General features: G+C 73.9%; 18 protein-coding genes and 1 riboswitch. Of the genes, 8 read left to right on the forward strand and 10 right to left on the reverse strand.

Annotated features, from left to right (window positions below; genetic code table 11):
* Window positions 1-21: 21 nt before the first annotated feature.
* Window positions 22-660 carry a response regulator transcription factor gene (locus tag DMP15_RS05145; RefSeq protein WP_073576647.1) on the reverse strand — a complete coding sequence of 213 codons (639 nt, stop codon included), beginning with the start codon at window positions 658-660 and terminating at the stop codon, window positions 22-24.
* Window positions 657-1,997 (reverse strand): sensor histidine kinase, encoded by a 1,341-nt coding sequence (locus tag DMP15_RS05150; protein WP_073576646.1) that lies wholly within the window; start codon window positions 1,995-1,997, stop codon window positions 657-659. The genes DMP15_RS05145 and DMP15_RS05150 overlap by 4 nt, the downstream gene beginning before the upstream one ends.
* A 110-nt stretch (window positions 1,998-2,107) precedes the next feature.
* Between DMP15_RS05150 and DMP15_RS05155 the strand changes: the two genes are divergently transcribed.
* The gene (locus tag DMP15_RS05155) at window positions 2,108-2,707 is read left to right on the forward strand and encodes a hypothetical protein (RefSeq protein ID WP_073576645.1); all 600 of its coding nucleotides are present in this window, start codon (window positions 2,108-2,110) and stop codon (window positions 2,705-2,707) included.
* Complete coding sequence (locus tag DMP15_RS05160) at window positions 2,697-3,833, forward strand: DUF418 domain-containing protein (protein ID WP_161152659.1); 1,137 nt, start codon at window positions 2,697-2,699, stop codon at window positions 3,831-3,833. The genes DMP15_RS05155 and DMP15_RS05160 overlap by 11 nt, the downstream gene beginning before the upstream one ends.
* Here DMP15_RS05160 and mftM read toward each other — a convergent pair.
* Both mftM and DMP15_RS05170 read right to left on the reverse strand, forming a co-directional pair.
* Window positions 3,787-4,497 (reverse strand): mycofactocin oligosaccharide methyltransferase MftM, encoded by a 711-nt coding sequence (gene mftM, locus DMP15_RS05165; protein WP_073576643.1) that lies wholly within the window; start codon window positions 4,495-4,497, stop codon window positions 3,787-3,789. The two genes, DMP15_RS05160 and mftM, sit on opposite strands and share 47 nt — an antisense overlap.
* Window positions 4,498-4,622: 125 nt before the next feature.
* Window positions 4,623-5,225 (reverse strand): hypothetical protein, encoded by a 603-nt coding sequence (locus tag DMP15_RS05170; protein WP_161152660.1) that lies wholly within the window; start codon window positions 5,223-5,225, stop codon window positions 4,623-4,625.
* A 135-nt stretch (window positions 5,226-5,360) separates the two neighbouring features.
* Between DMP15_RS05170 and DMP15_RS05175 the strand changes: the two genes are divergently transcribed.
* Window positions 5,361-6,356, forward strand: a complete 996-nt coding sequence (locus DMP15_RS05175; RefSeq protein WP_337825503.1) for a zinc-binding alcohol dehydrogenase family protein — start codon at window positions 5,361-5,363, stop codon at window positions 6,354-6,356.
* Between the two features lie 54 nt (window positions 6,357-6,410).
* Here DMP15_RS05175 and DMP15_RS05180 read toward each other — a convergent pair whose 3' ends face one another.
* The 3 genes from DMP15_RS05180 to mdo all read right to left on the reverse strand — a co-directional run bounded on the left by DMP15_RS05180 (window position 6,411) and on the right by mdo (window position 10,667).
* Window positions 6,411-7,952: a VWA domain-containing protein gene (locus DMP15_RS05180; protein ID WP_073576640.1), complete on the reverse strand. Its 1,542-nt coding sequence runs from the start codon at window positions 7,950-7,952 to the stop codon at window positions 6,411-6,413.
* A 12-nt stretch (window positions 7,953-7,964) separates the two neighbouring features.
* Window positions 7,965-9,239: an AAA family ATPase gene (locus tag DMP15_RS05185; protein WP_083658811.1), complete on the reverse strand. Its 1,275-nt coding sequence runs from the start codon at window positions 9,237-9,239 to the stop codon at window positions 7,965-7,967.
* A 135-nt stretch (window positions 9,240-9,374) separates the two neighbouring features.
* Window positions 9,375-10,667, reverse strand: a complete 1,293-nt coding sequence (gene mdo, locus DMP15_RS05190) for an NDMA-dependent methanol dehydrogenase (RefSeq protein ID WP_073576638.1) — start codon at window positions 10,665-10,667, stop codon at window positions 9,375-9,377.
* A 234-nt stretch (window positions 10,668-10,901) separates the two neighbouring features.
* Window positions 10,902-11,109, forward strand: a riboswitch (cobalamin riboswitch).
* Window positions 11,110-11,236: 127 nt separating this feature from the next.
* On the opposite strand from mdo, the gene metE reads away from it, so the two are divergent.
* From metE to DMP15_RS05210, 4 genes are all read left to right on the forward strand, one after another.
* Window positions 11,237-13,546, forward strand: coding sequence for a 5-methyltetrahydropteroyltriglutamate--homocysteine S-methyltransferase (gene metE / locus DMP15_RS05195; protein ID WP_083658810.1), 2,310 nt, complete (start codon window positions 11,237-11,239; stop codon window positions 13,544-13,546).
* Window positions 13,547-13,636: 90 nt separating this feature from the next.
* A complete protein-coding gene (locus DMP15_RS05200) occupies window positions 13,637-15,160 on the forward strand; it encodes an ABC transporter substrate-binding protein (protein WP_337825504.1) in 1,524 nt (507 codons plus the stop codon).
* Complete coding sequence (locus DMP15_RS05205) at window positions 15,157-16,101, forward strand: ABC transporter permease (protein WP_337825505.1); 945 nt, start codon at window positions 15,157-15,159, stop codon at window positions 16,099-16,101. The genes DMP15_RS05200 and DMP15_RS05205 overlap by 4 nt, the downstream gene beginning before the upstream one ends.
* Before the next feature lie 8 nt (window positions 16,102-16,109).
* Window positions 16,110-16,916, forward strand: coding sequence for an ABC transporter permease (locus DMP15_RS05210; RefSeq protein WP_157818357.1), 807 nt, complete (start codon window positions 16,110-16,112; stop codon window positions 16,914-16,916).
* A 2-nt stretch (window positions 16,917-16,918) separates the two neighbouring features.
* Here DMP15_RS05210 and DMP15_RS05215 read toward each other — a convergent pair whose 3' ends face one another.
* Window positions 16,919-17,050, reverse strand: a complete 132-nt coding sequence (locus DMP15_RS05215) for a hypothetical protein (protein ID WP_255497432.1) — start codon at window positions 17,048-17,050, stop codon at window positions 16,919-16,921.
* Between the two features lie 85 nt (window positions 17,051-17,135).
* Between DMP15_RS05215 and DMP15_RS05220 the strand changes: the two genes are divergently transcribed.
* Entirely contained in the window at window positions 17,136-18,137 is a 1,002-nt protein-coding gene (locus DMP15_RS05220; RefSeq protein ID WP_337825506.1) for a DUF6925 family protein, read from the forward strand.
* Window positions 18,138-18,242: 105 nt separating this feature from the next.
* On the opposite strand, the gene DMP15_RS05225 is transcribed toward DMP15_RS05220, so the two are convergent.
* Together DMP15_RS05225 and DMP15_RS05230 are read right to left on the reverse strand one after the other, a co-directional pair.
* On the reverse strand, window positions 18,243-19,319 hold the full coding sequence (locus DMP15_RS05225) for a ribonucleotide-diphosphate reductase subunit beta (protein ID WP_337826672.1): 1,077 nt from the start codon (window positions 19,317-19,319) through the stop codon (window positions 18,243-18,245).
* A gap of 5 nt (window positions 19,320-19,324) precedes the next feature.
* A complete protein-coding gene (locus DMP15_RS05230) occupies window positions 19,325-22,243 on the reverse strand; it encodes a ribonucleoside-diphosphate reductase subunit alpha (RefSeq protein WP_337825507.1) in 2,919 nt (972 codons plus the stop codon).
* Window positions 22,244-22,335 lie beyond the last annotated feature (92 nt).

Genomic DNA, 22,335 nt, shown 5'->3' on the forward strand with positions numbered 1-22,335 from the left:
GCCACCCCCGGGAGGCCGGGCTCACACGAGCCCGGCCTCCTGGGCGGCGATGGCGGCCTGCGTGCGCGAGCGCAGCCCCAGCTTCGCCAGCACCCGGGAGACGTGCGTCTTCGTCGTCCCCTCCGAGATCACCAGCTCCGCGGACAGCTCCGCGTTCGAGAGTCCGCGGCCGAGTCCGGCGAGCACGTCGGTCTCGCGTGCGGTGAGCCTCTCCAGCCCCGGCACCGACGACGGCCGCGGCGCCCCCGCGTAGCGGCGGATCACCCGCCGGGTCACCTCCGGTGCCAGCACGCCCTCGCCGCGGGCGACCGCCCGGACCCCGTCGGTGAGCCGGGCCGCGTCGACCGACTTGAGCAGGAAACCGCCCGCGCCCGCCGCCAGCGCGCCGTCGACGAGCTCGTCGAGGTCGAACGTGGTCAGCACCAGGACCTGCGCGGAGCCCTCCGTGAGGATCCGCCGGGTGGCCTCGATGCCGTCGATGCCGGGCATCCGGATGTCCATCAGCACCACGTCGGGCCGGTGCTCGGCGGCGGCCCGCACCGCGGCGAGCCCGTCGGCGACCTCGGCGACGACGTCGATGTCCGGTGCCGAGCCGAGGATCAGCACCAGCCCGGTGCGGACGGCCTCCTGGTCGTCGGCGACGACCACCCGGGTGCTCATCGCGGTACCTCCTCGTCGGTGCCGGTGCCGGTGCGGATGTCCGGGGTCGGGTCCGGGTCCGGTGCCGGGCCCAGGGGCAGGTCGGCCCGGACCAGCCAGCCGTCGTGGTCGGGGCCCGCGTGCAGGGTGCCGCCGACGGCCCGGGCGCGCTCGCGCAGCCCGTCGAGCCCGGTGCCGCCGTGCAGCCCCGGGCCCGCCGCGGGACGACGGCCGGGGCCGTTGCGCACCTCGACGAGCAGCCGGCTCGTCGAGTGGCACACCACGGACCCGGACGGGGCCGGGCCGCGTGCCTGGTGTGCCACTCGGCGCGGCGTGCCGGGGGTGCCGGGGGTGACGGCGAGGCGCACCGTCACGTCCGAGCCGGGCGCGTGCTTCGCCGCGTTGGTCAGCGACTCCTGCACGATCCGGTACCCGGCGAGGTCGACCGGGGCGGGCAGCGGGGCCGCACTGCGCCCGTCGCGCAGGACGGGGGACAGGCCGGCGGAGCGGGCCTCGTCGAGCAGGGTGTCGACCTCGGACAGCCGGGCGGGCGCTCCGGGCGGGTCGGCGGTGTCGCCGTCGCGCAGCAGCCCGATCATCGTGCGCATCTCCCCGAGCGCGGCGACGCCGGAGGACCGCACCGTCCCCAGCACCCGCCGGACCAGCGCGGGGTCGGCGCCGGGCTGCAGTGCCGCCTCGGACTGCAGCGCGATCGCCGACAGCCGCCCGGCGACGACGTCGTGCAGGTCGCGGGCCATCCGGGCACGTTCCGCGGCGACGGCGGCGTCCCGCTCCCGGGCCGCCGTCCGCTCCGCCGCGACGGCCCGTTCCCGCTCGACGGCCGCGAGGTCCCGGAACCGGCGCACCTCCAGCCCCCAGACCAGCGGGAGCCCGACCACCAGCGTCAGGTTGAGCACGGCGTAGGTGCCGGTGCGGGTGCCCGCCACGAGCAGCGCGGCGACACCGAGGACGGTGGCGACCCCACCGGCGGCGACGGCCACCGCCCGCGCGGTGCGCCGTGGCGGGAACACCACGGCGCAGTAGAGCAGGTCGGTGAACACGAGCACCGTCCCGATCTCGGTGCGGCCGCCCAGGACGGGGCCCGCGACCAGGGCCGCCGTGCCGACCAGCAGGCCGGCGGGCACCGCGATCCGGCGCACCGCCGACGCGGCGCAGCCCAGCCCCATGACCAGCAGCGACGCCGTCGTCGCCCCGGTGTCCGCGCCCCACCAGGTGATCCCCGCGTCGGGCAGCGCCCAGATCAGCAGCAGCCCGACCACGAACCACACCACGCCGGTACCGGCGTCCCGCAGCACCGACGGTGCGCCGCCGTCGCGGTTCACCAGGTACGTGATCACACCCCATCCCAGCACGCCCGGCGCCCGCGCGGCGTCCGTCGAAGGTGGTACGCGCGGATCGGTCGCACGCCGGACGCGTCACCGCGGCCGGGTCGGCACGATCACCGGCCATGGGGGAGTCCTTGTTCGCCGAGCCGCTGCTGTGGCTGATCGTCGGTGCCGAGATCGGGTTCTGGGTGTTCCTGCCGGCCGGGCTGGGGGCGCGCTACGTGCTGCGCCGCCGGGGCCTGGGGGCGGTGCTGCTGCTGGGGGTGCCGCTGATGGACCTCGTGCTGGTCACCGCCTCGACGGTGGACCTCGCGACCGGCGGCGCACCGTCGCGGGTGCACGGGCTGGCCGCGCTCTACCTCGGGATCACCGTCGCATTCGGGCACTCGCTGGTGCGGTGGGCCGACGTCCGGGGCGCCCACCGCTTCGCGGGCGGCCCGGCACCGGTGCGCCCGCCCCGGGGCGGGGTCGCCCGGACGCGGTACGAGTGGCGCGAGTACGGCAAGGTCGTCGCCGCCTGGGTGGTCACGGCGGCGGTGCTGGTCCTGCTGTCGGTGGCCGGCGGCCGCGCGTTCCCGGCGCCGGGCGCCTGGCCGGAGGACCCGATGTGGTCCTGGCTCGCGACGGCGTCGCTGGCCGCCGGGATCTGGTTCGTCGTGGGGCCGCTGTGGGCGACCGTCTTCCCCGGCAGCAGGGACCGGGAGCGCACCGGTGTCCGGTGACCGCCTCGCCGCCCCGGACGTGCTCCGTGGCCTCGCGATCGCCGGGACCTTCGCGACGAACGTCTGGGTGTTCGCCGACCCGCGCGGGCCGGGCGCGGTGTTCGCCGGGTTCGCCGGGGGCTGGTGGCTCGACACCGCGCTCCGCGCCGTCGCGAACGGGAAGTTCCTCGCGCTGCTCACGCTGCTGTTCGGGATCGGGATGGAGCTGCAGTACCGCTCGGCGGTGCGCCGCGGCCTGCGGTGGCCGGGCCGCCACCTCGCCCGCGCCGCGATCCTGTTCACCGAGGGACTGCTGCACTACGTGCTGGTCTTCGAGTTCGACGTGCTGATGGGCTACGCGACCGCCTCGGTGCTCGTCGCGTGGCTGGTGGGGCGGTCGGCGCGGGTGCGGGTGGCGGCCGCCTGCGTCGCCGGGGCGGTCACGGTGCTGCTGGTGGGCGGTGCGACCGTCGCGACGGCCGGGAGCACCGGCGCAGACGTGCCGCTCCCGCCGTACCCGGCGACCTGGACCGGGCAGGTGGCCGCACGGCTGGCCGACCCGCTGCTGTACCGGGTCGAGCTGGCGCTGATCGTCCCGTCGGCGGTGGTGCTGTTCCTGGCCGGGTCCGCGCTGCTGCGCGCCGGGCTGTTCGACGCCGGTGCGACCACCCTGCGCCGACGGATGATCGGCACCGGGGTGGCCGGCGCGCTGCTCACGGTGCTCACCACGCTGGGCGGTGACCCGTGGTTCCTCGTCGAGCGCTACCTGGTCGCCCCGCTGGTCGCGCTGGGGCTGCTCGGCCTGGTCCCGGAGGTCCTGGCCCGGCTGCGCGGCCCGGCCGGTCCGGTGCGGTGCGGGCTCATCGCGCTCGGCCGGACCGCGATGAGCTGCTACGTCGGCCAGAACGTCGTGGCCGCGGTGCTGTTCGGCGCCTGGGGGCTCGGCGTGGCCGGGGCGCTCGCCGGTGTCGCGGCGCCGCTGCGGACCGGGGCGGTGGTCGGGATGTGGGTCCTCGTCGTCGCCGGGTCGGCCGCGGCGGCGGGGTGGTGGCTGCGCCGCCACGACCGCGGGCCGCTGGAGGCACTCACCCAGGCCCTGCTCAGAGGTCGATCACCAGCCAGCCGCCGTGGTGCTCGGACACCGTGAACGGATGGCCGGTGCGCTCCCCGATCCGGGTCAGGACGCGCTCGTCGAAGACCCGGACGTGACCCCAGGCGGGGTTCGGCTCGTTCTCGAACGGGACGGCGACGACCACCCGTCGCCGGGCCAGGCGCAGCATCTCGACGACGACCTCGTCGCCGTCGGACTCGGACAGGTGCTCGACGAGGTGCACGGCGAACACGGTGTCCGCGCAGCCGTCGGGCAGGGCGACGGCACGCGCGTCGGCGACGTGGGTCTCGACGTCGGCGCCGAGCTGCGGCGCCATCCGGGTCAGCAGCTCGACGGTGCCGCCGGTCAGGTCGGTGGCGGTGACGCGATGGCCGTCGCGGGCCAGCTGCAGCGACAGGAAGCCGAAGCAGCAGCCGAGCTCCAGCACCTCCTCGCCCAGCACGAGGGAACGGGCGCGGGCGTGCACCGGCGCCATCTCGGCGTTGGTGCCGCCGGGCTCGGGCTCACCGGCCAGCGCGTCGAGGGTGTTGCGGTAGAAGGCGAGCCACGCGTCGTCCGGGAGGTCGGGGTCCTTCGCGGCGCTCGCGACGCAGGCGACGAACGCCTCCTCGAAACGCTCGGCCGGCAGGATCCCGGGCTGCACCAGGGTGCGGTCCAGCCAGCCGGCGAGGTCGTTGGAGAGCCGGTCGGTTCCGATCATGGATCGCTCCTGTGCGTGCGGGGGCCCGCTCCACGCTAGGCGGTCACGGGCACGCCGCACCACGTCCGACGGCCGGGGCCCTCCCCGTCCGGACGGTGGGGCGGGCTCCGGTGTCGGTCGGATGCTCAGGCGCCCTGGGCGGCGAGCAGCCGGGCCTTCAGCGCGGCGTCCTTGTTGACCGGGTCGTGGGCGCCGTCCGGGGTCGTCCCCGCGGCGACGGCGATCGCGTTCATGGTGCCGACCATCCGGCACAGGTGGGCGATGCGGCGCTCGTCGGCGTCGACGGGCGGGGCGCCGTCGAGCAGGGCCAGGGTGCGGTTCACCCAGATCACCTCGGCGTGCATCCCGGCCTCCTCGAGCACACCGCGCAGCCGCAGGCCGATCTCGCGGCGGGACAGCCCGTTCCAGCTCTCGAGGGTGCGGGCATCGAGCGGGAACAGCAGGTCCCGGTCGCGCAGGTGGATCAGCTCCAGGGCGTGCGCACGACCGTAGGCGCAGTACATGCACCCGTTCACCAGGGAGATCGTGAGCCCGGCGAGGTGGGTGCGTACGGGGCCCAGCACGCGCAGGGTGACCAGGAAGCGCGGGAAGTTGGCCGCGAACCAGCGCAGCGCGGGCCCGCTGCCCATCGTGGCGACCATCGCCGGGATCACCCCCGGCGTGTAGCCCCACAGCGCGGTGCATACGCGACCGACGATCCGGAGGACCGCTCCGTCACCGTCCGACATCCGGCCCTCCTTTCCGAAGGGGACGCCTGATCGTACTCCGGGCGGCCCCTGCAGCGGCGCGAGATCGGCCGATCGGCCCAGCCGGGGTTATCGGTGCGTCGGGCGGCGGCCCGGTGGGGCGGATAGCGTCCGGTCATGGCTTCCGTACCCGCCGTCGTGGCGCCCCGACCGCTGTCCGTCGACGACCCCGAGTGCCTCGTCGACGCCGAGATCGAGGTCGGTGCGCCCGGCCCGCACGACCTGCTCGTCGACGTCCGCGCCGTCTCGGTGAACCCGGTGGACGGCAAGGTCCGTTCGTCGTTCGACCCGGCCGACGGGCCGAAGGTCCTCTGCTTCGACGCCGCGGGCGTCGTCGTCGAGGTGGGCGACCGGGTGCAGGGGTACGCCCCCGGCGACGAGGTCTACTACGCCGGCGCGATCGACCGGCCCGGCAGCAACGCCCACCGCCAGCTCGTCGACTCCCGCATCGTCGGGCGCAAGCCGTCGACCCTGGACTTCGCCGCCGCGGCCGCGCTGCCGCTGACCTCGATCACCGCGTGGGAGTGCCTGTACGACCACCTGCGCGTCACCGCCGACACCACCGGGACGCTGCTCGTCGTGTCCGCCGCGGGCGGGGTCGGGTCGATGGTCCTGCAGCTCGGCCGGCGCACCGGGCTGACGCTGGTCGGCACCGCCTCCCGCACGGAGTCCGCGGACTGGGCGCGGCAGATGGGTGCGCACGCGGTCGCCGACCACCACGACCTCGTCGGCACGGTGCGCGAGGTCGCCCCGGACGGCGTGCAGTACGTGTTCTCGCCGGTGTCGGCGGGCAACGTCGAGGCCTACGCGGAGCTGATGACCCCGCGCGGGATCGTCGTCGCCGTCGACGAGCCGGAGGGCCTGGACACGCTCCCGCTGAAGACGAAGTCGCAGGCCTGGCACTGGGAGCTGATGTTCACCCGGCCGCTGTCGGAACCGGGCTCGACGGTGCAGCGGGAGATCCTGGACGAGGTGTCCCGGCTCGTGGACGCCGGGGAGCTGCGGACCACCGAGACGCGGCGCCTGCAGGGGCTGACCGCGGCGACGCTGCGGGAGGCGCACCGGCTCATCGAGTCCGGCGGCACCGTCGGGAAGATCGTGGTCGAGCGGTAGTGGACCCCCGGTGGGTGGTGCCGGTGCGGACACCGGCACCACCCACCGACGGGATCAGCGGCCGATCAGCTCGCCGGCCATCTCGTTCGTGGTCGCCTCGAAACCGGACAGGTCCCGGACCACGCGGACGCGGTCGCAGTACTCGGCGTAGGCGGGCAGGTCGCAGCGGCCGAGCCCCCACGAGTACCGCGGCTCCGGGGTCAGCCAGATCGTCTCCCGGGCCCGCCGGGTGATCTCGACGAACGCCTCCATGTTGGGGTCGTTGCCGTTCCCGCGGCCGTCGCCGAGCACCAGCACCGTCGTCCGGCGGGTGACCGCCGAGCCGTGGTCCTCCAGGAACTGGCCGAAGGCCAGGCCGTAGTTGGAGTTGGCGTCGACGTCGAGCTGGTCGCCCCCGAAGATCAGCCCGAGGGCGTGCTCGACGGGGTGGTCGGCGAACAGGTCGGTCACCTCGACCAGGTCGGCCACGAACGCGAACGAGCGGACCTGGCCGAACAGGTCCTGCAGACCGTGCACCAGGTGCAGGGTGAACCGCGCGGTGGCCCGGACCGACAGCGACACGTCGGCCAGCACCACCAGGCGCGGCTTGTCCTCCTGGCGCTGCACGGTGACCGGGGAGAACGGGACGCCGTCGTAGCGCATGTTCTTGCGCATGGTGCGGGCCGAGTCGATCCGGCCCCGGGGTGAGACCCGCCTGCGGTGCGTGAGCGCACCGTGCAGCGACTTGGCCAGCCGCCGCAACGAGTCCTCCAGCTGCATACGCTCGGTCTCGCTCGCCCGGTCGACCTCGGCGACGCGTTCGGCGTCGTCGTGGCCCTCGACGATCCGCTGCTCGATCGCGAGCAGCTTCTCCAGGTGCGCCTTGAGCAGCTCCGGGAGGTTGTCGAGCACTCCGGTGAGGCGCCGGCGCAGCGCAGCGGCGTCGTCCTCGGTGCCCTGCTCCTCCTCCGACAGCCGGTCCTCCTCGGAGTTCAGCCAGCCCAGCAGCGCGTCCTGCTGGGCGACCGAGAGGTCGGCGTCGACCTTGGTGCCCTGCTGCTGGGAGATGTCCCCCGGCTGTCCGCCGCCGGAGAACCGGTCGGTCTCGATCTGCACGCGCTGGCCCTCGGTGGCGTCGCCCGCCTGCTCCTTGGACAGCACGATCTCGTCCGTCATCGAGGCCATGTCGATCTTGTTGGCCTCCTGGTGCAGGTTGTACTGCTCGGCCAGGTCCTCGGGGTCGAAGAACTCCTTGATGTCGACCGGGGCGCCGTGGTCGTGACCCTCCTGAGGGGTCTCCGACGGCTCCTCGGACAGCGTGAAGTTCTCCAGCGGGGTGTCGTCGGACAGATCGCCGTGTCCGTGGCCGTGCCCGTGGCCGGTGTCCGCCTCGCCCACCCTGACCAGGGCGAAGAACAGGTCGAAGACCTCGTCGAAGGTCGCCTCGTCACGCCGGTCCTTGATCAGCGCGATGCGCAGCGCCTCCTTGAGCACCGCCTTGTCGGACAGCACCCCGGGCTGGGCGGCGCAGGCCATCGCGTCGAGCGCCTCGGACACCGAGATGCGCACCGACCGGATCCGCAGCAGCCGGACGAAACGGTGGATGCTCGCTTCCACTCCGGACCCCGATCAGACCGGGCGCTTGCGGGAGCCGCCGAAGGAACGGGTGCCCTGGCCGGGCGAGACCTTCCGGATCGCCGACGGCGGCGGCGCGACCCCGCCGGGCAGGCCGCCGTAGATACCGCCGTGCCGTCCCGCCTGGTCCTTCGCGGCCCGCTTGGCGCGGCCGTCGACGTCGCCGTCGTCGTGGTCGTCGTCCACGCGGGCGGCCGGAGCACTCGGGGTCCGGGCCGCGGGCTCGTCGTGGTCGTGGTCCCCGTCGTGGCCGTGCCCGTGCCCGTGGCCGTGTCCGTGGCCGTGCTCGGTGACCACGGCGTTCGGGTCGACCAGCCGCGGCAGGGCGTCCAGGGCCTTCTTGACGTCCTTGTCGTACTTGACGACGACCGACACGGTGTCGGACAGGATCTGTGAGTTCAGCTCGTCGACCCCCAGCACGGCCAGGGTGCGGGCCCAGTCGATGGTCTCCGAGATCGACGGCGACTTGCGCAGCTCCAGCTCGCGCAGCCCGCGCACGACGTTGACGAGCTCCTCGGCCAGCTGGTCCGACAGCCCGGTCTTCTTCGACCTGACGATCTCCAGCTCGCGGGAGGCCGACGGGTAGTCGAGGAACAGGTGCAGGCAGCGGCGCTTGAGCGCGGCGGCGAGGTCGCGGGTGTTGTTCGAGGTCAGCAGCACGTACGGGCGCTGCTCGGCGACGAAGGTGCCGATCTCGGGCACGGAGATCTGGAACTCGCCCAGGGTCTCCAGCAGGACGGCCTCCAGGGCCTCGTCGGCGCGGTCGACCTCGTCGATCAGCAGCACGACGGGCTGTTCGGAGCGGATGGCCTCCAGCAGCGGGCGCGGGGCGAGGAAGCGCTCGGAGAAGAACACGCTCTCCTGGGACCCGATGCGGTCGACCGCGGAGGCGAGGTCGGGTGCGTCCTCGACGAGCTGCCCGATCTTCTCGCGGAGGATCTGGGTGTACATGAGCTGCTTGCCGTAGTCCCACTCGTACAGGGCCTTGGTCTCGTCCTGGCCCTCGTAGCACTGCAGGCGCAGCAGCCGGCGCCCGGTGGCGACGGCGAGCATCTTCGCCAGCTCGGTCTTGCCGACCCCGGCGGGCCCCTCCAGCAGCAGCGGCTTGTCCAGCCGGGTCAGCAGGAACACCGTCGTGGCCAGGCGGGTGTCGGCGATGTAGCCCTGCTCCCGCAGGGTCTCGATCACCTGGTCGACGGACTCGAACGGACCGGTCGAGGCGACGGCGTCCGCCGCCTCGGTCACAGTGGGGACGACAGCCTCGGACACGCGGATATCTCCTTCGCGGGCCGCACCGGCTCTGGTGCGGAGAGAGCGGGGCCGCAGCCAGCGGGCCCACCCACCCGAGTATCACCTCGGATGGCTGGGCCCGCTGGTGCGACGGTGGACGTACTGACCTGCGGATCAGGTCAGCAGGTCGTCCAGGTCACCGTTGATGGAGTGGTCGACGACCGGGCGGACGGTCTCGAACGTGCACTCCTTCGGGTTGCCCGGGGTGCAGGCGTCGCCGAGGACGTGGTTGGTGATCCGGTCGACGTCGGCCGCGTCACCGACGATGGTGGGCGCGTTCTCGTAGAACTTGGTCGGGCCGGTGCCCAGCCGGTTCTTCGAGTAGGTGTCCTGCTTGACGTCGGCGAACTTCTCCGGGATGCCCACGTCGCGCAGCAGCCGGATGGAGGCGGCGAGCGCGGCGTCGGCGGCCTGCGGCTTGGTCATGCCGCGGGTGTCGACCCCCATCGCCTCGGCGATGTCGGCGAAGCGCTCGTACACGACGGGCATGTTGAACGCCCACACGCGGGGCAGCGCGATGGCGTTGTTCAGGCCGTGGTGGGTGTCGTAGAACGCCGACACCGCGTGGCTGATCGAGTGGATGATGCCGAGGCCACCGGAGTTGAACGCCTGGGCGGCGATGTACTGCGCGTACATCATGCCCTCGCGGCCGGAGAGCTCCTGGCCGTTCCAGACGGCCTTGCGCAGGTTCTGCGAGGTCAGCTTGATCGCGTGCAGCGCGTTGCCCAGCGACGGCTGGAAGTCCAGCCGCGAGACGTAGGGCTCCGAGGCGTGCGCGAGCACGTCGAACCCGCACTGCGCGGTGTAGTCGATCGGGCAGTCGTAGTAGAGCACCGGGTCGTCGATCGCCAGGGTGGTGACCGAGGCGTCGTCGAACGCGACGTACTTGTGCGGGTTGTCGGGGTCGGTCGTGGTGTCGGTGATGACGTAGGCCCACGAGGTCTCCGAGCCGGTGCCGGCCGTGGTGGAGACCGCGATGTGCGGCGGGTTGGCCGGGTTCTCGGACTTGTTGAAGCCCTCGAACTCGTTGACGTTGCGGCCGTCGTGCGCGACCGAGATGCGCGCGCCCTTGCAGGCGTCGTGCGAGGAGCCGCCGCCGATGGAGACGAACGAGTCGCAGTTGTTCTGCTGGTAGAGGCCCACAGCGTCCATGACGTTGTAGTCCTTGGGGTTCGACTCGACCTTGTCGTACAGCACGACCTCGAGGCCGTGGTACTTCATCGACTCGACGATCTTGTGGACGATGTCGGTGCCCCGCAGGCCCGACGTCATGACCAGGGTCTTCTTGAAGCCCAGCTTCAGGGCCTCCGGGCCGATGAGCTCGTGCGACCCCGGACCCATGAGCGCACGGGGGAACGGGTGGAACTCCTTGATGGGGAACGGCTTGAGCAGCTCGTCTACCTGCATGTCAGCCCTTTCTGAGGCAGGTGGATGGGTCGAGACCGCACGCTATGACCCCTGTGGCCGCGGGCACAGGGGTCATCGCCATTACCCCTCGGGAGACCGGGCAGGTTCCCCCTCCGAACGGAGGGGAGCAGGGTGAGGTCGCCCTCGACCCGGTCGCCGGGGAGGGCGTGGCAGTACTGCCAATGTATGGCAACAGGGACAGCTCGGCAACAGTCTGCACGGCCGGGGCCGCGGTAGTGTCGGCTCGCCGACGGTTCGTGCCGGTCCGATAACGGGCGTCACGAGGCAAGAGGGAACCCGGTGGGAATCCGGGACTGCCCCGCAGCGGTGAACGGGAACGACCGCCGTCAACAGCACTGGGAGCGATCCCGGGAAGCGACGGCCAGTAGGAGCGTGCAGTGCGCCCGTGAGTCCGAAGACCTGCCGCCGGTGCGTGCGCCGTCCGGCGTGCGCGGATCCGTGGCCTCGCGGGAGGGCCGGGCGGACGACCGGGCACCGTCGTGCCCGGCGGTCGCAGGCGCCCCGTGCCGGCGACGGGTCCTCCACCGCACTCGCGAGGAGAGAGGGCCGTGAGCATTCCTTCCAGCAGCACCATCGGCAGCACCGTCCTGGGGTACCCCAGGATCGGACCGGACCGGGAGCTCAAGCGGGCGACCGAGTCGTACTGGGCCGGGCGGACCGACGCGTCCGCACTACGCGACGTCGCCGCCGGGCTGCGCCGCGACACCTGGACCGGGCTGCGCGACGCCGGGCTCGGCTCGGTGCCGGGCAACACGTTCTCGTTCTACGACCACGTCGGAGACACCGCGCTGGCGGTCGGGGCGGTGCCGGAGCGCTTCGCCCGCGTCACCGACCCGCTGGAGCGGCTGTTCGCGATGGCCCGCGGCCGCACCGGCGCCCCGGCCTGCGAGATGACCAAGTGGTTCGACACGAACTACCACTACCTGGTCCCCGAGGTCGGCCCGGACACCCGGCTCGCGCCGGGCAGCCGCAAGGCCCTCGACGAGTTCTGCGAGGCCCTGCGCAGCGGGATCACCACCCGTCCGGTGCTGGTCGGGCCGGTGACCTTCCTGCTGCTGTCCAAGCCGGCCGGCGGCGCACCGGCGGGCTTCCGCCCGCTGGACCTGCTCGGACCGCTGGTCGAGGTCTACCGCGACCTGCTCGCCGAGCTCGCCGAGGCGGGAGCGGAGTGGGTGCAGCTCGACGAGCCCGCCTTCGCCGCCGACCGGACGCCGGAGGAGGTCGCGGCGCTGCGCCGGGCCTACGACCGGCTCGCCTCGGCGACCCGGCGGCCCAAGATCCTCGTCGCGTCGTACTTCGGGGAGCTGGGACCCGCCCTGCCCGCGCTCGCCGCCACGGCCGTCGAGGGGCTGGCGCTCGACCTCGTCGCGGGGGCCACCGACCTGGACGCCCTCGATGCGGGAGACCCGGCGGTCCCGGGGCTGGACCGGAAGGTGGTGCTGGCCGGCGTCGTCGACGGGCGCAACGTGTGGCGCACCGACCTGGACCGGGCACTGGCGACGGCGCAGCGGCTGGTCGGCGTGGCGGGGCGGGTCGAGGTCTCGACGTCGTGCTCGTTGCTGCACGTCCCCTACGACCTGACCGCGGAGACGGCTCTGCCCGGCGACGTCGTCGACATGCTGGCGTTCGCCCGGCAGAAGGTCACCGAGGTCGTGCTGCTCGGGCGGGCCCTGCGCGAGGGACCCGACGCGGTCGCGGCGGAGCTCGACGCCGCACGGGCCGTCCGGGAGCGGGTCGCCGCCACCGCGCGCCGCGACGAGCGGGTGCGGTCCCGGCTCGACGCGCTCGGCCCCGACCACTACCGGCGCAGTCACGGCGACGTCCGGGCGACGGTCCAGCGCGCGGCGCTCGGCCTGCCCGTCGTTCCCACGACGACGATCGGTTCTTTCCCGCAGACCGCGCAGATCCGGCGCGACCGGGCCGCGCACCGCTCCGGTGTGATCGACACCGGCACCTACGCCGAGCGGATGCGCCAGGAGATCGTCCGCGTGGTGCGGCTGCAGGAGGACATCGGGCTCGACGTCCTGGTGCACGGTGAGCCCGAGCGCAACGACATGGTCCAGTACTTCGCCGAGCACCTCGACGGCTTCGCCACCACCGAGCACGGCTGGGTGCAGTCCTACGGCTCGCGGTGCGTGCGCCCGCCGATCCTGCACTCGGACGTGTCCCGGCCCCGGCCGATCACGGTGGAGTGGGCGCGGTTCGCCCAGTCGCTGTCCGACGCGCTGGTCAAGGGGATGCTGACCGGCCCGGTGACGATCCTGGCCTGGTCGTTCGTGCGTGACGACCAGCCGCTGGGTGACACCGCCCGGCAGGTGGGGCTGGCCCTGCGCGACGAGGTAGGAGACCTGGAGGCCGCCGGGATCCGGATCATCCAGGTCGACGAGCCCGCGCTGCGCGAGCTGCTGCCCCTGCACGAGCGGGACCGGCCCGGGTACCTGGACTGGGCGGTGGACGCGTTCCGGCTGGCCGTCGGGGCCGTCGCCGACGCCACCCAGATCCACACCCACCTCTGCTATTCCGAGTTCGGCGAGGTGGTGGGGGCGATCGACGGGCTCGACGCCGACGTCACCACCGTCGAGGCGGCCCGGTCGCGGATGGAGGTGCTGGCCGACCTCGGACCGGGGGTCCCGCGCGGGCTCGGCCCGGGCGTCTACGACGTCCACTCACCCGAGGTGCCCGGCACCGACGAGCTGGTCGAGCAGCTCGGCGCGGCCCTGCGCCACATCGGACCGGACCGGCTGTGGGCCAACCCGGACTGCGGGCTGAAGACCCGCGGTGAGGCGGAGACGGTGGCGGCCCTGACCAACCTGGTCGCCGCGGCCCGCCTGGTCCGGGACTCGGCGACGACCGGCTGAGCCCGCGTCGCGACGCCCCGCGGCTCCCCGGCCGCGGGGCGTTGCTCACGCGCCATTGATTGAACAGATGATCAGATGTAGTCATATGGAGTGTTCGCACGAAAGATGGCCGCGCTGCTCGCGGCCGCCGCCCTGGTGCTGACCGGCTGTGGTGCCGGCACCGGCGGCGCCGGGACCCCGGACCCGGCCGGTGAGCTGACCGTGGCCCTGCAGTTCCCGCCGCGCGCCGACTACGCCTTCGACGCCGACGACGGCGCCCGGCTGCAGTCCCTCGGCGTCGCCGAGACCCTGACCACTGTCGACGCCGACGCCCGCCCGGCGCCGATGCTCGCGACGGGCTGGGAGCAGCAGGGCAACGCCTGGCGGGTCACCCTGCGCCAGGACGTGCGGTTCCACGACGGCACCCCGCTCACCCCGGACGCCGTCGTCACGGCGTTGCGCTACGTCGCGGGCGTCGAGGCCCCGCCGCGGGCGATCCGGGGCATCGGCTTCGCCGTCGCCCCCGACGGCGCCGACGCCGTGCGGATCACCACCACCGAGCCCGACCCGGTGATGCCGCTGCGCCTGTCCAGCGGCAACCTCGGCATCCTCGCGCCCGCCGCCTACGCCGACGGCGGGGCGCCGCGCTACCTGCGCACCGGGACCGGCCCGTTCGTGCTGGACTCGGTCAGCGGTGCCGACTCCGCGCAGCTGGTCCGCAACGACGACTACTGGGGCGAGCCGGCGGGTGCCGCCCGGGTCACCGTCCGCTACGTCGAGGACCCGCAGGCCCGTGCGCTGGCGGTCCGGTCCGGCGACGTCCAGTTCGCCGAGGGCCTGCCCCAGGCCCAGCTCGACCAGGTCCGCTCGGCCGGGGCCGAGGTCGTCGAGTACCCCAATGCGCGCACCGTTCTGCTGCAGCTCAACCAGTCCGCGGCGCCGTTCTCGGACCTGCGGGTCCGCCAGGCCGTCACCGCGGCGATCGACCGCCCGGTGCTGGCCGAGCAGGTCCTCGCCGGGGGCGCCGCACCCGCGGCCGACCTGTTCGGCGCGGCCGTGCCCTGGGGCGAGACCGCGCCGCCGCCCGGGGCCGACGTCGCCCGCGCCCGGCAGCTGCTCGCCGAGGCCGGCTACACCGAGCAGAACCCGCTCACCGTGCGGCTGTGGACCTTCCCGAACCGGCCCGAGCTGCCCGCGCTGGCGAACGCGATCCAGGCGATGCTCGGTGCCGCCGGGGTGAAGGTCGACATCACCGTCGGGAACTACGAGGCCCAGGAGCCGAAGGTCCTCGCCGGTGACTACGACATGTTCCTCAACTCGCGCAGCTACCTGTCCGACTTCCCGGACGCGGCGAGCACGCTGACCTCGGACTACACCTGCGACGGCAGCTACGCCGTCGACCAGTACTGCAGCCCCGCCTACGACGCGCTGGTCGACCGGCTCAACTCCACCGAGGACCCGACGGCCCGCCAACAGCTGTTCCGCGAGGCCGCCGCGATGCTGACCCGCGACGCCGTCGGCGTCATGGTCGTGCACCCGCGCAACACCGCCGTGCTGCGCGGCGCCACGGGCTTCGTCCCCGATCCGCTGCAGATCCGCCCGGTGCTGCCGCAGCTCTCCCCGACCACGGGGTGATCGGGCTCCTGCTGCGCCGGCTCGTCGTCGTCGGGCCGGTGCTGCTGGCCGCGTCGGTGCTGGTGTTCGCGCTGCCGCGGCTGGCCGGCGTCGACCCGGCGCGGGCGGTCCTGCGGGCCCGCAGCGCCGAGGCGGTGCCGGACCCGGTGACCGAGGCGCGGCTGCGGTCCTCGCTGGGGCTGGACGCGCCGGTCGCCGAGCAGTACCTGCGCTGGCTGGGCGGGGTGCTGCGCGGCGACCTCGGCCACGGCTACGTCGCCCGGACCCCGGTCGCCGGGCAGATCGCCGACGCCGCGGCGGTCTCCGGGCTGCTCGCGGTGCTCGCGCTCGCCCTCGCGGCGGTCGTCGGCATCCCCGCCGGGGTCTACGCGGCGCGCCGGCCCGGCGGACTGCTCGACCGGTTCCTCGGGCTGGGCACGGTCGCCGGGGTCGCGGTGCCGGAGTTCGTGCTCGCCCCCTGGCTGGTGCTCGTGTTCGCGGTGTGGGCCGGGGCGCTGCCGGCGCTCGGCTGGGGCGACCCCGCCCACCTGGTCCTGCCGGTGCTGACCCTCGCCGCCTACCCGGGGGCCCTGGCCGCGCAGCTCGTCCGCGCCGAGACCGCCGGGGTGCTGACCCGGCCGCACGTGCTCGTCGCCCGGGCCAAGGGCCTCGGTGAGCACCGGGTCCTGTGGCGGCACGGCGCCCGGCTCGCGACGACGTCGGTGACCGCGCTGGCCGGGATGTTCGTCGCCGGGCTGCTGGGCGGCTCGTTGGTGGTCGAGGTCGTGTTCGGCATCCCGGGGCTGGGGCGGCTGCTGCACCGGGCCGTCGTCGCGCAGGACCTGCCGGTGGTGCAGGCGGGCACGCTGCTCGTCGTCGCGGTCGCGGTGGTCGCGGGGGTGCTGGTCGAGGTGCTGGCGACGGCGCTGGACCCGGTGCTGCGCTCGGCGGGGTCACGGTGAGGCCCCGGGTGCGGACGGCGTGGTGGGTCGCGGCCGGGGTGGCCGCCCTGGCCCTGGCCGCGCCGGTGCCGATGCTCGTTCCGGCGGGCCTGCTCTCGGTACTCCTGCCCGACCCCGACGCCGTCGACTTCGCCGGGATGCTCGCCGGGCCGTCCGCGGCGCACCCGCTGGGCACCGACCAGCTGGGCCGGGACCTGCTCGCGCGCACCGTCCACGGCGGACGGCTGACGGTCGGGCTGGCGCTGTCCGCGGTGCTGGTCACCGGGGTGTCCGGGGTGGCCGTCGGGTCGCTCGCCGCGGTCGCGGGCCCGGTCGGGCGGGCGGCGATGCGGGTGGTCGACGTCCTGGCCGCGATCCCGGTGGTGCTGTTCGGGCTGCTCGCCGCGGTCGCGCTGGGTCCGGGTGTCGGGTCGCTGCTGGTGGCGGTCACGGTGATCGCCTGGACCCCGTTCGCCCGGCAGGCCTACCTGCTCGCGCTCGCCGAGCGGCAGCGGGAGTACGTGACGGCGGCGGTCGCCCTGGGCGCAGGGCCCGGGCGGGTCCTGACCCGCCACGTCGCGCGGAACCTCGTCCCGCCGCTGGCCGCGCACGCCTGCGTCCGGTTCGCGAGCACCCTGCTCACCGTCTCCGGGCTGTCCTTCCTCGGGCTCGGCGTCCAGCCGCCGACCGCGGAGTGGGGCGCGATGGTGGCCGAGGGCCGCGAGTACCTGTTCGGCGCGCCGCAGGTGGTGCTCGTGCCCTCGCTGGCGGTCGTGCTGACGGCCGGGACGGCCCTGTGGTGGGGACGCCGGTGGGAACGGGTGGGTGCCCGGTGAGCTCAGGCCGCGTGGATCTGCCCGCCCGCGGGGTCGAGGGGCCTGCCCAGCTCGGGGAACCAGCGGAACGCCTCCGGCCTGCCCTCCCAGTCGCAGCCGGCGCACTCCGGGCCGTCGTGCGGGTGCTCGTCCATGATGCCTCCCGATCGTTGTTGCCATCACTGTGCAACAGTGTGTGTCGGGGTGTGAACCCTCCGGTCGGAGGGGCAGGGTGAGAGCGTGGGCGATGGGGACGACGTGGACGACGTGGCCGGGCTGCTGAGCGGGTACCTGGCCGACCCCTACGCGGGCTGGAGCATGGGGGCGCCCGGCGCGATCGCGGAGTTCGTGCGGACCCCCGACGAGCCCGTCGGGCCGTCCGGGCCGGGTGCGGTCGTCACCGCGCGCGGCGGGATCCGGATCGAGCCGCACCCGTCGACCCGGCCGCTGGCCTACCGCACGCCGGTCGGCCCGCACGAGCACTGGAACCACGCGGTCGCGCTCTGTCTCCCCGCGACCGCGGCCCGCGGGTCCGCGCGGAGGGCCGTCACCGTGCTCGGGCCCGACCGCTCCGCGCTGCGGAGGGCCGACCGCGACGCCGTGCTCGTCGACCTCGGGCTGGGCACGACCACGGTGGACGCCTGCGTGCGCACGGCCGACCCCGAGCTGCTCGGGCTGCTGCACCGTGCTGCGGGCGGTCCGCTCGACGGCGCGCTGACCGCCGCGCTGGTCGAGGCGGGACCGCACCGCGTGTTCACCACCGCGCTCGGCCGGGTCGAGGTGTACGCCGCGATCCCGCCGCCGGAGGGCCGCTCCCCGGACGGGCCGCACACCCACCTGCTCCCGCACGTGCTGCGCGAGGGCCGTACGCACGCGGCGACCGTGCCCGTGCCCGCCGGTCACCTGCCCTGCGCGCACCTCTACCCGGCGCACCCGCTGACCGACCTCACCGGGCGTCCGATCCCGTTCGACCCGACCCGGGCGGCCGCCTTCGACGGCCTGCTGGAGCGGTTCGGGGATCCGGACCAGTGGGCGGTGACCGCCGGGGTGGTCCGGGCGGTCGCGGCGGGGGAGGCGCCCGGGCCGCGTCCGGCGACGGCGCCGGGCCGGGCCGCGCAGGCGGTCGCATTGCGGGTGCTCGCCGTCGCCGGTGGGGCTGACCCGGCCGTGCTCGACGCCTGGCGCGGCCGGACCGGCGCGGACGGGCTCCTCGACCCGAGCGGCGACCGCAACGCCGGCTGACGGCCCTCAGACCTCCGCGGCCGGTTCGGTCGAGCGGGACGTCGGCGATCGCGACGAGCGGCCCGGAGGTGCTGCCGGGCCGGTCACCCGGCCCGGCCCACCCCCTCAGCCCCAGTCCAGCGACCCACCCGTCCGGTACTCGGTCACCCGCGTCTCGAAGAAGTTCTTCTCCTTCCGCAGGTCCATGGCCTCGCTCATCCACGGGAACGGGTTCTCCGGCTCCCCGAACAACGGGGCGAGCCCGATCTGCTCGGCCCGCCGGTCGGCGATGAACCGCAGGTACCGCTCGCAGGACTCGGCGGTCAGCCCGAGCATCCCGCGGGGCATGGTGTCGCGGGCGTAGGCGACCTCCAGCTCACACGCCTCGTGCAGCATCGTCCGGATCTCTGCGGCGAAGTCGGCCGTCCAGAGGTGCGGGTTCTCGATCTTGATCTGGTTGATGCAGTCGATGCCGAAGTTCAGGTGGATCGACTCGTCCCGCAGGATGTACTGGTACTGCTCGGCGATGCCCACCATCTTGTTGCGCCGGCCGAGCGCGAGGATCTGCGCGAACCCGGTGTAGAACCACATGCCCTCGAACACCACGTAGAACGCGACGAGGTCACGCAGGAACGCGCGGTCGTTCTCCGGGGTGCCGGTCCGGAAGTCCGGGTCGGACAGGGCCCGGGTCCAGCGCAGCGCCCAGGCGTCCTTCTCGGTGATCGAGGGGACCTCGCGGTACGCGTTGAACAGCGCCCCCTCGTCGAGCCCGAGCGACTCGCACACGTACTGGAACGTGTGGGTGTGCACGGCCTCCTCGAACGACTGCCGCAGCAGGTACTGCCGGCACTCGGGGTTGGTGAGGTGGCGGTACACCGCGAGCACGATGTTGTTCGCGACCAGCGACTCCGCGGTGGCGAAGAACCCGAGGTTGCGGGTGAGCATGAGGCGCTCGTCGTCGGTGAGCCCGCCGGGGGAGCGCCACAGCGCGATGTCGGCCTGCATGGCGACCTCGGTCGGCATCCAGTGGTTGGCGCAGCCGGCCAGGTACTTCTCCCAGGCCCAGGTGTACTTCAGCGGCAGGAGCTGATTGACGTCGGCGCGCGCGTTGATCATTCGCTTGTCGTCGGCGTCGATCGGGGCGGCGCCGCGGGCGATCTCGCCCAGGCCACTGGCGTTCTCGGTGCTTCCGGTGGGCTGCAGAGTGGTCACTGGCAGGCCTCGCAGTCGGGGTCGTCGACCGAGCAGGCACGGCCCGGATCGAGGTCGGGGGCGGTGGCGGGCACGGCGGTGGCGGGCACGGCGGTGGCGGGCACGGTGGTGGCCGGGACCGCGGGCACCCCGGCCGTGGGCGACGCGGCGGGGGCGGCGGCCGGGGTGCTCGGCACGCCGGTCAGCCGGCCGTCGGTGCCGGTGAGGGTGGACTTCTCCACCGACGTCGCCGCGCGGGTGCGCAGGTAGTAGGTGGTCTTGAGCCCGGAGCGCCAGGCGAGGCGGTAGAGCTCGTCGAGCGCCCGGCCGCTGGGGGCGGCGAGGTAGAGGTTCAGCGACTGCGCTTGGTCCAGCCACTTCTGCCGGCGCGAGGCGGCGGCCACGAGCCAGCGCGGCTCGATCTCGAACGCGGTCGCGTAGAGCTCCTTCAGGTCGGCGGGGACCCGGTCGATCTCGGCCAGCGACCCGTCGAAGTACTTGAGGTCGGCGACCATCACCTCGTCCCACAGCCCGCGGTCCTTGAGGTCGCGGACCAGGTGCGGGTTGATCACCGTGAAGTCGCCGGACATGTTCGACTTCACGTAGAGGTTGAGGTGGATCGGCTCGATCGACTGCCCGACCCCGCAGATGTTCGAGATCGTCGCGGTGGGTGCGATCGCGAGGACGTTGGAGTTGCGCATCCCTTGTGCGACGACCTTCTCCCGCAGCGATGCCCAGTCCAGCGTGGACGACCGGTCGACGTCGAGCTCGCCGTCGCCGCGGGCCGCGGCCAGCAGCTCGAGCGAGTCCAGCGGCAGGATCCCGCGGCTCCACAGCGACCCGTCGAAGCTGGCGTAGCGGCCGCGCTCGACCGCCAGGTCCGACGAGGCGGTGATCGCGTGGAACGACAGCGCCTCCGCGCTGCGGTCGGCGAACTGCACCGCCGCGTCGCTGCCGGGCGCGATGCGCTGGGTGAACAGCGCGTCGGAGAAGCCCATCATGCCCAGGCCGACCGGGCGGTGACGCAGGTTGGACCGGCGGGCTTCGGGAATCGTGTAGAAGTTGATGTCCACCACGTTGTCGAGCATCCGCACCGCGGTGGTCACCGTGCGGCGCAGCTTGTCCGCGTCGAGCCCGTCCGGCGTGACGTGCGCGGCCAGGTTCACCGAGCCGAGGTTGCAGACCGCGACCTCGCCCTCGTCGCCGGCGCGGGTGTTGAGGGTGATCTCGGTGCACAGGTTCGACGAGTGCACCACGCCCGCGTGCTGCTGCGGGCTGCGCAGGTTGCACGGGTCCTTGAACGTGATCCACGGGTGCCCGGTCTCGAACAGCATGGTCAGCATCCGCCGCCACAGCTCGACCGCGCGCACCGTGCGGTGCACCCGCACCTCACCGCGCGCCGCGGCCGCCTCGTAGGCGCGGTAGCGCTCGGCGAACGCGGTGCCGTAGAGGTCGTGCAGGTCGGGGACCTCGTCCGGGGAGAACAGGGTCCACTCGCCGTCGGCCTGCACGCGGCGCAGGAACTCGTCGGGCACCCAGTTCGCGGTGTTCATGTCGTGGGTGCGGCGACGGTCGTCGCCGGTGTTCTTGCGCAGGTCGAGGAACTCCTCGATGTCGACGTGCCACGTCTCCAGGTAGGCGCACGCGGCGCCCTTGCGCTTGCCGCCCTGGTTCACCGCGACGGCGGTGTCCCCGGCGATCTTGAGGAACGGCACCACGCCCTGGGAGACGCCGTTCGTGCCCCGGATGTGCGCGCCGAGCCCCCGGACCGGGGTCCAGTCGTTGCCCAGCCCGCCGGAGTACTTCGCCAGCAGCGCGTTGTTGCGGTAGCCGCCGAAGATCGACTCCAGGTCGTCGTCGACGGTGGTGAGGAAGCACGACGACAGCTGGGGGCGGGTGGTGCCCGAGTTGAACAGCGTCGGGGTCGAGGCCATGAAGTCGAAGCGCGACAGCAGCTCGTAGAACTCGACCGCCCGCGCCTCGCGGTCGACCTCGCGGACCGCCAGCCCCATCGCGACCCGCAGGAAGAACGCCTGCGGCAGCTCGAAGCGCACGCCGCGCTCGTGCAGGAAGTAGCGGTCGTAGAGGGTCTGCAGGCCGAGGAAGCCGATCTGCAGGTCGCGCTCGGGGCGGATCGCGGCGGTGACCCGCTCCAGGTCGAAGGTCGCGAGCTCGGGGTCGACCAGGCCGATCGCGATGGCATGGCGCAGGTAGTCCTTCGTGTAGGCCGCGTACCGCCCGGCCATCGTCGCGTGGTCCGGGGTCTCCCGGGCGCCCGACAGGTGCGACACGGCCTCGGCGCGCAGCCGGTCCAGCAGCAGCCGCGAGGCCACCAGGGAGTACGCGGGCTCGCGCTCGACCAGCGTGCGCGCGGCCAGGACGAGGGCCTGGGCCAGCTCGTCGGCGGTGATGCCGTCGTAGACGGTGCGGTCCAGCTCGGCGAGCACCCTGTCCGGGGTCACGCCCTCGACGCCGGCGCAGGCCTCGTCGAGCACCGCGGCGACGCGGACCCGGTCCAGCGGGGCCCGGCTGCCGTCGGGGTGGGTGACATGCACGACCGGGGCGTCCGCGGCGGCGGTGTCCCCGCCGTCGTGCGCGCGGGCCCGGGCCTGCTGCTCGCGGTAGAGCACGTAGGAGCGGGCGACCTTGTGGTGGCCTCCGCGCATCAGGGCCAGCTCGACCTGGTCCTGGATCTGCTCGACGTGCACGGCGCGCGCCGGGTGCCGGGTCAGCGCCGCGACGACCTGGTCGGTCAGTCCGGCCACGAGGTGGTGCAGCCGCGACGACGCCGCGCCCGAGTCCCCCTCGACCGCCAGGAACGCCTTGGTCGTCGCCACCGAGATCTTCGTGGCGTCGAACCCGGTCTCGGACCCGTCGCGCCGGATGACGCGCAGGGCCGGTGGTGCTGCTGCCGGTGCAGCGGTGGAAGCCGTCACGGGCTCTCTCCTCGCGAGTCGCCGTCCCTCCGGGGCGGGCGCGGTACGAGGAGGCGGTGGGTCGGCGTGTCGTCGGCGGCCCACCGCACCCT

The organism is Pseudonocardia sp. UM4_GMWB1, from assembly GCF_017312155.1.
Taxonomy (GTDB): Bacteria; Actinomycetota; Actinomycetes; order Mycobacteriales; family Pseudonocardiaceae; genus Pseudonocardia; species Pseudonocardia alni.